This window comes from Bacteroidota bacterium, assembly GCA_018266755.1.
Taxonomy (GTDB): domain Bacteria; phylum Bacteroidota; class Ignavibacteria; order Palsa-1295; family Palsa-1295; genus JAFDZW01.
On the sequence record JAFDZW010000005.1, the window covers coordinates 669,661 to 682,190 of the forward strand.

Here is a 12,530-nt window from a genome sequence, read left to right on the forward strand (position 1 = left end):
GTATGTCTTGAGTTAGGTTATGAAGCCATTTAAGAGTGCATTTGTTTGGACAAAAAGATACTCATTCAATTGAATATTTCTTTAGTTTTTTAAGCCCTCGCTGGAAACGAGCTTTGCATGCTGTCAGCGGGATACCTTCTGCTGCGGATATCTCTTCAAATGACAAGCCTTCCAATCGTTTCTCAAAAATAGAGCGTTGCGCCGTAGTCAAATTAACCAGGAGCTGATCCAATGTAATACGGTCTAAGATATCCTCCGCACCATTCCCTACAGAAAGGAATTCATTCGATCTGACCTCATAGAGAGAGAGAGAGAGAGAGAGAGAGAGAGAGAGAACGTTTCAACCTGCGAGATGCAACTGTGAGTAGCCAGGAAAATCTGACACGGGCATCGGTACGGGCAATTTCTGGCGCCGATCTAAAATAAATTTCGAACGCGTCTTGCAGTGCATCCTCTATATCTTCGTTTCTTGCATAGCTAAATCGTTTCCCAAGTATCCGTGCGAGGGTGGTAGTGTGTTCAGTAACTACCTTAGTAATTGAGTGGTTGTGCATGATAGGTCAATGATGAACCATTATTTCTAAACCTTTGCACAAATATAACAAATAAAATGGGTTATCAAAAAATTCTTAATAGCGCAATAAAAAGACTGCATTTGAAATACGGTCTTTTAATATGACACGATCAAAACGTTGGACAGCAAGAAAGATATTGACTAGTTTTAGATCTGTGTCATCCCGTCTATGGATACCAGGGCATGGAGTTAGATACTCGTGATCACGGTCACGCTTACGGCATTTCGCTCGACGGCCCGAATACAACGCCAGCGAGCATGGCAGCGATAATCAGTCCGCAGCCGCCGAACTCGACTGCGCTCATGTGTTCCCCGACGATTACAAAGCCGATGAGGGCCGTAACCACGGGTTCGAGTGTATAGATGAGTGTCGCCGACGTCGGCGTAATCTCTTTCTGATAATACGACTGCACGAACGTCGACACTGCCGTTGCAAGAATTGCTGTGTACAAGATCGCGAAGGTTGCGTTGCTGGTAAAGGCGATGTGTGGTGTCTCGACGAGGGGCATAACAACGAGCAGCAAGACCAATCCAACGGATAATTGGATTGTCCCGATCATGACGGCGGCATCGCTTTCCGATTTCGCTACCGCTGCCGCAAGCGGCGACGTCTTATCAAGCCAGAGAATATAGAGTCCGAACGAAACGGCGCACAGCGCGGAGAAGATATCCCCGATGACTACTTTCTCGACAGGGAACGGATGCGTGAGCAATACGATGCCGGTTGCGGCAGCAAGGACTGTAATGATCTTGCGCGCAGTAAGCATCTCGTGACCAATAATGCGCGAAAATATGGGAGTCCACAGAACGGTCGTCGCTGTGAGAAATGCCGACTTCGAGGTCGTGGTCGTGAGCAACCCCATAAACTGAAAGATATACCCGACAGCCAATGTAACGCCGAGCACTGTGCCGTTCGCACGGAACCGCCGTTCGTCGGCATTCTTCGGAGCGAAGAGGATTCGTATCGCTGTGCGTGCGGCAGGAAAAAAGATCAGAAAGAGACCGAGCGCGATCACGAAACGAGTAATCGCGAATAGTACGGGCGACACGTCGGGCAGCGCGTTCTGTACGATGATGAACGTCGTCCCCCACATGCATGTCAAGAGCGTCAACGCAATGACAGCACGGCGAGACTTTGGATGTGCGAGGTGGTCTCTCATTAGAATCGAGCCGTGTAAACAACACTGATGCATATCGTGTTACACTTCATCAAGGAATCATCCTTCAGCATTCAACGTGAAACAAATCACATCCGCAGCCGAACTTCGTCGTGAACTTGCCGCCATTCGCGAGCGAGGTGTTACCATTGGTTTTGTGCCGACCATGGGTGCGCTGCACGAGGGGCATCTTTCACTCGTGCGCCGCTCGCTCGTCGAAACATCGTGTACCGTTGTGAGCATTTTCGTCAACCCGACACAGTTCGGACCGAACGAAGACTTCTCGAAGTATCCGCGTACACTTGAAACCGATCTCGATATGCTCGCCGAGGTTGGTGCCGATTTCATCTTTACACCAACAGTTGATGATATCTATCCCGCAGGCGCCTCCACCGGGATCGATGTAGGGGGATTGGCAACAATCTTCGAAGGAGAGATCCGCCCGGGACATTATTCGGGTGTCTGTACGGTCGTCGCTTCCCTCTTTCACATTGTCGAACCGGATATAGCATACTTCGGTCAGAAAGACCTGCAGCAAGTTGCTGTGATCAAGAAGATGGTCCGAGACCTTCATATCCCGGTCGAGATCATTGTCGCAGATACGGTTCGCGAAGAAGACGGGCTGGCGATGAGCTCGCGTAATCGGTACCTTTCGGCCGAACAACGTGCGGAATCGCTCGTGCTCTACCGAACGCTGAAGGCGGTTGAAGTCGCCGTCGCGGAGGGGCTTTCGCCGAACGACGCCGTGCTCGAGGGAAAGCGGTTTTTTAACGAGCATGCGACCGAGGCCACACTCGACTACCTGGCACTCGTTGATCCAGAAACATTTGCAACGGAGAACTCGTTTAAACAAGCTACGAAGGTTAGCGCGATTATCGCAGCTAGGATCGGAACGACTCGACTGATCGATAATATTCCGATAACCTTCTAATACTCAGCGACTTATAATCATCCTTTGAAGCTGAGCTTGCAATGAAAAGAACCCTGTTCAAATCGAAGGTTCATCGCGCGACTGTCACCGAAGCAGACCTCTATTATGAGGGTTCTCTGACGCTCGACACCGACCTCATGAAAGCGGCCGATCTTCTGCCGTACGAGCAGGTCGCGATCGTCAATAACAACAATGGCGAGCGCTTCGAGACATATCTGATCGAAGGACCTGCCGGTTCGGGTGTATGCTGCGTCAACGGCGCTGCTGCACGCAAGGCTGCTGTCGGTGATGAAATCATCATCATCAGCTACGGTATTTTCGAGGACTCCGACGAACTGCGCAATCACCAGCCGACCGTCGTGCTCGTGGACAAGCGTAATAAGGTCAAAGACATTTCCCACACAGTCGAAGCGTTTCATCTCGTAAACTAACGCACCACATTGGCGACCGCTACAGGGCCACTCGTTACCGTCATTCTCGCTGCCGGCCAAGGCAAGAGAATGCAAGACCCCACAAAACCGAAAGTATTATACGAACTCGCCGGGACACCGCTCGTCGGGCACGTCCTTGCGCAAGCTCGCGGCGTCGCAAGCTCTCGCACAATCGTCATCGTCGGCTATGGCCGCGAGAAGGTTATGGAGTACGTCCGAAGCGTCGAGCCCACAGCGGAGTTCGCCGTGCAGCAGCAGCAGCTCGGGACCGGGCATGCATTGCAGCAGACCACACCGCTATTGCAAGGCTTTGACGGCACGATTCTGATTCTCTATGGTGACGTGCCTCTGCTGAGCCATGAAACGATCGAACGCTTGCTCGAAACGCATCGAACCTCAGCCGCCCGAGCCACGATATTGTCAGCGATCTTTGAAGACCCAACTGGCTACGGACGCATTGTCCGTACCGCTGATGGCAAACACTTACATGCTATCGTCGAAGAACGCGATGCGTCGCCCGAGATTAAAGCGATCAAGGAAATGAATTCCGGCATTTATGTCTTCGATGCAACGACGCTCTTCTCATTCCTGCACAGGCTCGAGTCGAATAACAATCAGGCCGAGTATTACTTGACGGATGTGTTCGGGATGATTGTCAAGACCTACGGAGATAGCTCGGTGGCGCTCTGCGTGACCGAACATCCCACGGAAGTCAGCGGCGTCAACACCAAAGACCAGCTTACCGCACTCGAGTCGTATTATCTCTCGGTGAACGCCTCTGCGAGGTGAACTTCTTTTCTGGCCGGACGTTTGAACGTATGGTAAGACATTCAAGGCATACAGCTATGAAGGCGATCATTCTTGCGGTATTCGTTGTGCTCGTTGCGCAGACGGCCTCCGCACAATTCCGTCCTGGCAGCGGCCTTTCCGGCGACAAGCCTGCGAGTACGTTGGAAGCGATGTCTGGGCATGGCGATGATTTCTTCTCGCGACTGCTCGACCCCAGTCGTTTCTCAATGCACCAATCGTATACGTTCTCGTATATGAGCGGTGGCGGTGGATCTGTCGGCCTGGGGATGTATACCAACTCGCTGGCCTTCAAAGCGTCGGACGACCTCATGGTCTCTGCCGACGTTTCGGCAGTGTATTCGCCCTTCAGCTCGTTCGGCAGTGCATTTCAGAAAAGCCTCAACGGCATCTATCTGTCGAATGCACGTTTAGACTGGAAGATGGGTGATAATACGTTTCTGCGGGTAGAGTATGTCGGGGCGCCGTACGCATCGAGTGCGTATTACGACCCGTTCTATGCCAGCCCGTTCCAGCGTCTGCGCTAATTACTACTATTATCGATTGTTGGCGAAGTCAGTACGATCCATTTTCAAGCGCTCCGGCTCCCGTTCCAAGGGGCAATCGACTTCCCCACGCTTTTCCTCGCTTCTCTTCTGGACATTTAACCTAACCGCTGCGGCAATTGTCGTTGCGCTCGGTTGGCAGTTCGTCGAGCGAATGTTTGTCAAACCGCCGGTTTCGAGCACCCGCGAACGAACGGATCTGCTTGTGCGGGCGGGCGAGCATATTCAGCTCAATGTGCTCAATGGCTCCGGCGCAGCCAATGTCGCACGCATTTACACCGATTTCCTGCGCGCCCGCAAGTTCGATGTCGTCTCAATGAGCAATTACAAGACAAGCACCATCGAGCACACCTATATCATCGACAAAGTCGGCGATTCGAGCGCATCGCATAAGATCGCATACGCACTCGGCATATCACCGGCGCGTATTATTGTCGAACCCGATTCCGAAGCGTTCGTCGATGCAGCCGTCGTGATCGGAAAAGATTTTTCAGCTACGAACCCATTGCGTTAAGCATCCATGGCAAAAACAACAGCGTCACGTTCTACCAAGACAACGAAGAAACCGGCAGCAAAAACTGCCGCACCGAAGAAACCTCGCGCCACATCCACCGCAGCAAAACGACCGGCACCCAAACGAGCCAAGGCGGTAGTTGATACCCAGAAGCAGATCGCACACGTTGCCGCCCTGTATACACTGGAGAAGAAGGCGACCGACGTCAAGATTCTCGATGTGCGCGGGATCACGGCAATCACCGATTTCTTTATTGTCTGTTCCGCTTCGAGCGATGCACAAGTCAAAGCAATCGGCGAGAATGTCATCGTGAAAATGCGCGAGGATCATGGCCTCTCACCCTGGAAGACCGAGGGCTGGGACGCACTACAATGGGTGATTCTGGATTTTGTCGATTTCGTCGTACACGTCTTCCGCGAATCGGCGCGCGAGTTCTACCATCTCGAGCGCCTCTGGGCGGATGCACCGACAGAAACGGTTGAGGACGTACCCGCAAAGAAAACTCGCACCACCAAAAAAGCGTCATAATGCTCAAATTGCAGTTTCTCGGAGCAGCCGGTCAAGTGACCGGCTCGAAGTATTTTGTCCATTCGAGTACGTCACGCGGTATCCTTGTCGATTGCGGACTGTTCCAGGGTCCCAAGGAACTCCGTGAAATGAACTGGACCGAACTGCCGATCTCGACCGGCAATATCGGCACGGTGCTCATCACGCATGCCCATCTCGATCATATCGGCTACCTTCCCCGCCTCGTCAAGCATGGCTATAAAGGCCAAATACTGGCGACCGAAGCAACGATCGAGATCGCGGGATATGTGCTTCGCGATTCGGCCCATCTTCAGGAAGAAGATGCGGAACATGCGAACAAGCATCATTACGCTCGTCACCGTCCTGCGCTTCCGCTCTATGTTTCGGAAGATGCAGAAGCGGCACTGACCCTCTTTCAAGAGATCAAGCGAGGAAAGAAACGAATCCTGCATGATAGCGTCGCCGCGGAGTATTCGAATGCAGGTCATATTCTCGGCTCGTGCTCAATCCGAGTTGAAAAGCGGTATGACGACCGTGATCCGATCAGCATTCTGTTCTCCGGTGATATCGGGCGGCGCAAGCCGATCTATCTAAAGCCTCGCGACCCGGCTCCGGCTGCCGACTACATCGTCTGCGAATCGACCTATGGTGACCGCCTCCACAAGGACATCCCGCCGCTCGAAGAATTGCGCGACATCGTTCTCGAAGCGGTCAAGACATCGAGTGTCCTGCTGATTCCTGCATTTGCTGTCGACCGGACACAAGAGTTGATGTTCTGCCTGAACACACTGATGCGCGAAGGTCAGCTGCCGGATACACTGCCGGTATACGTTGATAGTCCGATGGCAAACGGCGTTACGGATATTTACGACAAATTCTGTGACGAGCATACGTTTACCCAGGAAGAGCTGAACGAGCCGGATAAGAACCCGTTGCGTTTTAAGTCGCTTCGCATTGTTTCCACACCGGAGGAATCGAAGCACCTCAACGATTTGAATGGGCCGGCGGTAATTATCAGCGCCAGCGGGATGGCAACGGGCGGGCGCATTATGCACCATTTGTTCCACCGTCTGAATCAGCCGGATACCATGGTGCTCTTTACCGGCTTTCAGGCTGAAGAAACGCTCGGCCGTGTGCTGATCGAAGGGGAGAAACATGTGCATATCTTCGGTGAGCAGATCGAGGTCAAGGCACGAGTTGCAAAGCTCAACTCCTTTAGCGGCCATGCCGACCAAAGCGAGATCCTCGATTGGCTGCGGACCGTCCCAAACGCTCCAAAAACGCTGTTTCTGACACATGGTGAGGATGCTGCTCGAAAAGTACTCAAGGAGAAGATCGAATCCGAACTCGGGTGGACGGTTGTGCTTCCCCATATCGGCGACCTCGTGGATCTGGAAGCGTGATCTATGGGAGCTAACGGAAGCTGCGAACCATGATTTATTTTTCATGCATACCCTTCCGAACGGACTTCCCGGCCACGAAACCTTCCCGTCGAAATTGTGTCTAATAGTATAGATGATTCGATATTGTACTGCGGTTCTATTGGTGCTTCTTGGCGCAAGCAGTTTGAGCTATGCGCAGAGCACAACATTTGGTAAAAACAAGGTACAGTACGAGCGATTCAAGTGGAAATATATCCAGTCGCCGCACTTTGACGTGTACTACTACGATGGCGGGGAGCAGCTTGCCGCCTTCGTCGCCGAATCTGCCGAACAGGCGCTGCCGAGCATCGAACATACCCTGCGATACGACATCGCTTCACGCGTCTCGATCCTCGTCTACAACTCGCATAATGATTTTCAGCAGACCAACGCGGTCGGCGAGTACTTGCCCGAGGGCGTTGGCGGCGTAACCGAGCTGTACAAGAACCGCGTTATCCTTCCCTTCGAGGGCAACTTCGAACTGTTCCGTCATGTCATTCACCACGAACTGGTCCACGCGGTTGTCAACGATATGTTCGTCGGTGGCAATGCACAGTCGCTGCTGATGGGTACCGGGATCATGATCCCGTCGTGGATGAACGAGGGACTCGCAGAATATGAATCGCTCCATGGTCTCGACCTCGAGACGGACATGTTCATGCGTGATGCGACGCTCGGCGAGTCGGTTCCGTCGCTTGCACGACTCGGAGGGTATGTGCAGTATCGCGTGGGGCAGACAATGTACTGGTACATCGCCGATACATACGGACCGGAGAAAGTCGGCGAATTGCTCAATCGTATCAAGACCACGCGCTCGGCCGAGTTCGCATTTCGTTCGACGTTCGGGATGGGCGTTTCGGACTTCAGCGACAAGTTCATCGAAGCGCTCAAGAAACGCTACTTCCCGGACATCGCTCGTTTCGATAATCCCTCAAGTTTCGCCGAGGCATTAGCCGACCACAAAAAGCTCGGCAATTTCTTCAATGCTGCACCTGAGATCTCGCCGGACGGACATTGGCTTGCATTCATCAGCGATCGCGCCGAGTCCTATGATGTCTATATTCAAGATCTTTCGAAGCTTTCGGATATCCGCAAAGTACTTGGCGGCGGAGGCTCGACCGGCAATTACGAAGAACTGCATTTGTTAACGCCGGGCCTTGCATGGTCGCCCGATGCGCATAAACTTGCGCTCGCATCCAAAGCCTCGAATCATGACCGCATCAGTATCATCGATGTTGCAAGCGAGGAAGCCGACCTGCTTCCGGATTTCGAAGTCGATGCGATCGGGCAGATCGCTTGGTCGCCGGACGGAAAGACGTTGGCATTTATGGCCTATAAGAACGGACAGAGCGACCTGTATACCTATGATCTTGAGAGTAAGCGACTCTTGAATTTGACCAACGACGTCTATTCCGAACAAGACCCTGCTTGGGGTCCCGATTCAAAGACGATCTACTTCACCAGTGATCGCGCCGACAAAACAACACCGGCATCGGCGCCGCTCAATGGCATCACCGAAAGCGCTGTAAAGCATCGTCAGAAGGATATCTATCGCTTTAATCTCGATACCCGAACGATCACGCGCATTACGAATACCGAGGATCAGGACGAACAGAAACCGACGTATGCGCAGGGCGCAAAGAAGTTGTTCTACATTTCGAACAAGAACGGTATTAACAATGTCTTCGCATGCGGACCAGACGGCTCGAACCCTAAACCGGTCACGAACTCGCTCTCGAAGATCGAACAAGTCAGCATCAGTTCGGATGCATCGAAACTGGCGTTCTGTGCGAACCGCGAAGGCGGATATAATCTCTATTTGATGCGCAACCCACTCGACCATACACTCGATTCGTTGCCGACAACAACCCTCCGCCGCCAGATGCTTGCTGACCGCGATCAGAAAGACTCTGCGGCCGCTCGGATCGCCGAGATTATCAAACAGCCGCCAACGTCTGCCGCAGACTCCGCAAAAGGTTACGGGGATGTCTCCGTCGATCTGAATAACTACGTCTTTACCAACAACCCCGATCTCTATCGTCAACCGGTGACACGACATACACCGATCGAGACCATCACCGACTACAAGGACTCGTCCGGAAATTATCTCAGCCACGATTATAAAATTACGTTTTCGCCGGATATTATCCTTGGCAGCGCAGGCTATACCGGGTTCTACGGACTTCAGGGCTCGATGCAGATGCTTTACTCCGACGAACTCGGCAATCATCAGATCTATGTTGCCACGAACCTACTGATCGATCTCAAGAATTCGGATTACGTCCTGGCGTATTTCGATCTCGAAAATCGTACGAACTTCGGTTTGCAGGGCTTCCATAGTGCACGCTTCCTATACACCGATCCCGACCCCGGCTACTCGCAGTATTCATGGTTCCTTGCGCGCTTCACGAACTATGGCCTGAGCGGACTTGCATCCTATCCGCTCGATAAATTCAACCGCGTCGACTTTAATCTTTCGACCCAGGTGTTCGAGCGAGATGTGATCGATAATTCCGCCGGCGATGCGCTCAACCTTGCGACAAAACGCAAGTTTGCCATCGTACCCGGCATATCCTATATTCACGACGATGTAACTTGGAGCTATTTCTATCCGAAGGCGGGCACACGCTACAACGCAGGGATCGTTGGAGCTCCGTCGTTCTCGTCGTCGATGCTTGGGTTTGTGACGCCGCAGATCGACTTTCGTCATTACTTCAAGATCGCCGGCGACCTTTCGCTCGCAACGCGCGTCGCAGGCGCCGCAAGCTTTGGCCCGACGCCACAGAAGTTCTTGCTCGGCGGTGTCGAGGGGTGGCTCTACGGGCTCTACAGCGGCCAGACCTACCCGCTGAACGATCCGCAAGATTTCGCGCTCTTTTCGACCGGTATGCCGCTGCGCGGCTATCCCATCGCTGCGAAGATCGGCACGAAGTATGCGATCACGAACGTCGCTCTTCGCTTCCCTTTCCCGATCTATGTCAGCGGCGCACCGCTGGCACTGCTGTCGGAGGCCTTCTTCGACGCCGGTACGTCATGGAATGACCGAGTCTATCTTTTCCGCAAGAAACCCGATGGCGGCTTCACGACACAGGATCTGCTTGCGTCGAGTGGTATCGGCTTCCGCACGTATCTACTCGGCTTCTACCTCCGCATGGATATCGCTTGGACCACCACGTTCGACACCTGGGGCAAGCCGCAGTATATCTTCTCGATTGGTGAGGACTACTAATCCACCCTACTTTTCATGAACTCGGTTCGTTTGCCATTCTGAGCAAGAAAGAAGTAGGAGACTACCGCCCCTGCATTCTTCTTGAACGTCATGTTGATGCCGGCCTGATCGAACTGGAAATCCATATTTCCTGTCTGGCGTCGCTGATGTTTGTGAATTCGCCGATGAACGCAGCGCCCACACCACGCGCATACTATATCTTCCCATTCTTCGCGATGGCGACGAAGCGGTGACGGATGCTGTTTGAAATCACTATGCGACCATCGCACGCGCAGTGGCTGCCCGCTTACCCACTGCGTCGCTATCTGATGCCGCTATATCGGCATCGCTGATAAGCGAGGAGCCAAGACCGGCAGCCGTGCAGCCGACCGCAATATACTCTCCCACATTCTGCGGACTAACACCATTCGTCGCGACATAACGGATCTGCGGCAGCGGTCCTCGCAACGCCTTCACGTACGCCGGGCCGAGTCCGACCAGCGGAAACAACTTGACAAAATCTGCGCCGCTCGTGTGTGCATGAAAGACTTCGGTCGGAGTCAGTGCCCCGGCCATCGACGGGACCCCATTGTCGCGGGCAACGGTGATCATTTTGGTGTCTACAATTGGGCTGACCAGAAACTTGGCACCTGCGGCGATGGCGGCTTCGGAATCCTTTTTGCCGATCACCGTGCCTGCGCCGATGAGACACTTCGGAAAACGGTGTACCAACTCCTCGATACACTCGATCGCTCCTCCGGAGTTCAGGGTTACTTCAATGATGGAAATACCAGCCTCCGTGATCTTCTGCACGAAGGACGGGATCGTGGAGGTATCGCGTACACGAATGACGGCGAAGAGCTTCTCGTCGGCGATGCGTTGGATGGTTTCGTGAGCCATACACAAAGATACGAACCAAGCAGCTGTACGCGGGCTTTAGCTTGCTGCGAGTTCGCGCTTGAGTGCTTCGCGTTCGATCTCGAGCTGTCGGATCTTTCGCTCAAGTTGGTCGAGCTCGGCGGGCATAGAATCGATTTCGATGCGGAGTTTGCTGGCAGCTTCATCCATCAGGTCGATCGCCTTGTCGGGGAGAAAACGGTCGGCGATGTAACGAGACGAAAGCTGCGCTGCTGCGACAAGCGCAGCGTCTTTGATTCGGACGCCATGATGCACCTCATACTTCTCTTTGAGTCCGCGCAGGATCGAGATGGTATCCTCAACCGACGGCTCGCCGACAAATACGGGTTGAAAGCGTCGTTCGAGCGCAGCGTCCTTCTCGATGTGCTGACGGTATTCGTCGAGTGTGGTTGCTCCAATACATCGGAGTTCGCCGCGTGCAAGCGCGGGTTTGAGAATATTGGCTGCATCCATCGCACCCTGGGTCGCTCCGGCGCCGATGAGGGTGTGAAGTTCGTCGATAAAGAGGATAATCTCGCCTTCCGAATCCGCGACTTCTTTAACGATCGCTTTCAAGCGTTCTTCGAACTGACCACGGAAGCTCGTTCCGGCAACAAGCGAACCCATATCGAGCGTAATAATCCGCTTGCTCTTAAGATTCTCCGGCACGTCACCGGCGACAATGCGTCCGGCGATCCCTTCGACGATCGCCGTCTTGCCCACACCCGGCTCGCCGATCAGAACAGGATTGTTCTTCGTGCGACGCTCGAGAACCTGCATCACGCGTCGTACCTCTTCATCACGACCGATGACAGGATCAAGCTTTCCTTTTGCAGCAAGCTCGGTCAGGTCACGGCCGTATTTCTCGAGCGATTGGTAACGGTCTTCCGCGTTCGGATCGGTCACACGTTGCGAGCCGCGAACATCCTTCAGGGCTTTGAGCACTTCGGCTTTACGCACCCCCTGATCTTTCAGCAGCCGAGATGCCTCCCCCTTCTCTTCAAGAAAGGCAAGGAGGAGATGCTCTGTAGAAAGGTACTCATCCTTCAATGACTCCGCTTCTTTCCGGGCGGTGTCGAAGAGTCGGTTCAGGCTCTGAGAAACGTAGGTTCCGCCGCTAACTCCGCTTACTTTCGGCAGCTTCTCAAGCACAGCGTTTGCCTGGATGCGCAGGCCGTCCACATTCGCGCCCACTTTGCGCAGGATGGCGACAAAGACTCCTTCCGGATCCTGAATCAGCGCAGCGAGCAGGTGTTCGGGTTCGATCTGGGAGTTGCCGTAATTGCCGGCGATCTCCGAGGCCGACTGCAAGGCCTCCTGGGTCTTGACGGTTAACTTGTTCGGATTGATTGCCATAATAAACTCGTTTCGTTACAATTACCGGCGGATTGCGTACCGCTTCATGATTACTATTTCACAGCATTGATAACAACGCACATCCACAATTTGCTCACCTTCTTGCGACGGCGAACAACCATTTCGTGCGTTTACGTTACATTTTACGCCCTCACATTCTC

13 protein-coding genes are annotated in these 12,530 nt (G+C 53.4%); 8 read left to right on the top strand and 5 right to left on the bottom strand.

Annotation, left to right across the window (positions count from 1 at the left end; translation table 11 throughout):
• Positions 1-61: 61 nt before the first annotated feature.
• The 3 genes from JSS75_07570 to JSS75_07580 all read right to left on the bottom strand — a co-directional run bounded on the left by JSS75_07570 (position 62) and on the right by JSS75_07580 (position 1,734).
• Positions 62-232, bottom strand: a complete 171-nt coding sequence (locus JSS75_07570) for a hypothetical protein (GenBank protein MBS1903542.1) — start codon at positions 230-232, stop codon at positions 62-64.
• Positions 233-296: 64 nt separating this feature from the next.
• On the bottom strand, positions 297-554 hold the full coding sequence (locus JSS75_07575; protein MBS1903543.1) for a hypothetical protein: 258 nt from the start codon (positions 552-554) through the stop codon (positions 297-299).
• Positions 555-789: 235 nt separating this feature from the next.
• Entirely contained in the window at positions 790-1,734 is a 945-nt protein-coding gene (locus tag JSS75_07580; protein ID MBS1903544.1) for an EamA family transporter, read from the bottom strand.
• 76 nt (positions 1,735-1,810) lie between these two features.
• Here JSS75_07580 and JSS75_07585 point away from each other — a divergent pair, with 76 nt between their 5' ends.
• The 8 genes from JSS75_07585 to JSS75_07620 all read left to right on the top strand — a co-directional run bounded on the left by JSS75_07585 (position 1,811) and on the right by JSS75_07620 (position 10,137).
• Positions 1,811-2,662, top strand: a complete 852-nt coding sequence (locus JSS75_07585) for a pantoate--beta-alanine ligase (GenBank protein ID MBS1903545.1) — start codon at positions 1,811-1,813, stop codon at positions 2,660-2,662.
• A 41-nt stretch (positions 2,663-2,703) separates the two neighbouring features.
• Positions 2,704-3,093: an aspartate 1-decarboxylase gene (locus tag JSS75_07590; protein MBS1903546.1), complete on the top strand. Its 390-nt coding sequence runs from the start codon at positions 2,704-2,706 to the stop codon at positions 3,091-3,093.
• Between the two features lie 9 nt (positions 3,094-3,102).
• Positions 3,103-3,882 (top strand): NTP transferase domain-containing protein, encoded by a 780-nt coding sequence (locus tag JSS75_07595; protein ID MBS1903547.1) that lies wholly within the window; start codon positions 3,103-3,105, stop codon positions 3,880-3,882.
• Positions 3,883-3,938: 56 nt separating this feature from the next.
• Positions 3,939-4,427 carry a hypothetical protein gene (locus tag JSS75_07600; protein MBS1903548.1) on the top strand — a complete coding sequence of 163 codons (489 nt, stop codon included), beginning with the start codon at positions 3,939-3,941 and terminating at the stop codon, positions 4,425-4,427.
• The gene (locus JSS75_07605; GenBank protein MBS1903549.1) at positions 4,399-4,959 is read left to right on the top strand and encodes a LytR C-terminal domain-containing protein; all 561 of its coding nucleotides are present in this window, start codon (positions 4,399-4,401) and stop codon (positions 4,957-4,959) included. The genes JSS75_07600 and JSS75_07605 overlap by 29 nt, the downstream gene beginning before the upstream one ends.
• A 6-nt stretch (positions 4,960-4,965) precedes the next feature.
• Positions 4,966-5,487 carry a ribosome silencing factor gene (gene rsfS, locus JSS75_07610; GenBank protein MBS1903550.1) on the top strand — a complete coding sequence of 174 codons (522 nt, stop codon included), beginning with the start codon at positions 4,966-4,968 and terminating at the stop codon, positions 5,485-5,487.
• Positions 5,487-6,890: an MBL fold metallo-hydrolase gene (locus tag JSS75_07615; protein ID MBS1903551.1), complete on the top strand. Its 1,404-nt coding sequence runs from the start codon at positions 5,487-5,489 to the stop codon at positions 6,888-6,890. Before rsfS ends, JSS75_07615 begins: the two co-directional genes overlap by 1 nt.
• A 112-nt stretch (positions 6,891-7,002) precedes the next feature.
• A complete protein-coding gene (locus JSS75_07620; protein ID MBS1903552.1) occupies positions 7,003-10,137 on the top strand; it encodes a PD40 domain-containing protein in 3,135 nt (1,044 codons plus the stop codon).
• Between the two features lie 252 nt (positions 10,138-10,389).
• Here JSS75_07620 and JSS75_07625 read toward each other — a convergent pair whose 3' ends face one another.
• Both JSS75_07625 and JSS75_07630 read right to left on the bottom strand, forming a co-directional pair.
• Positions 10,390-11,016 carry a bifunctional 4-hydroxy-2-oxoglutarate aldolase/2-dehydro-3-deoxy-phosphogluconate aldolase gene (locus tag JSS75_07625; GenBank protein ID MBS1903553.1) on the bottom strand — a complete coding sequence of 209 codons (627 nt, stop codon included), beginning with the start codon at positions 11,014-11,016 and terminating at the stop codon, positions 10,390-10,392.
• 36 nt (positions 11,017-11,052) lie between these two features.
• Positions 11,053-12,369: an AAA family ATPase gene (locus tag JSS75_07630; GenBank protein ID MBS1903554.1), complete on the bottom strand. Its 1,317-nt coding sequence runs from the start codon at positions 12,367-12,369 to the stop codon at positions 11,053-11,055.
• Between the last annotated feature and the right edge of the window lie 161 nt (positions 12,370-12,530).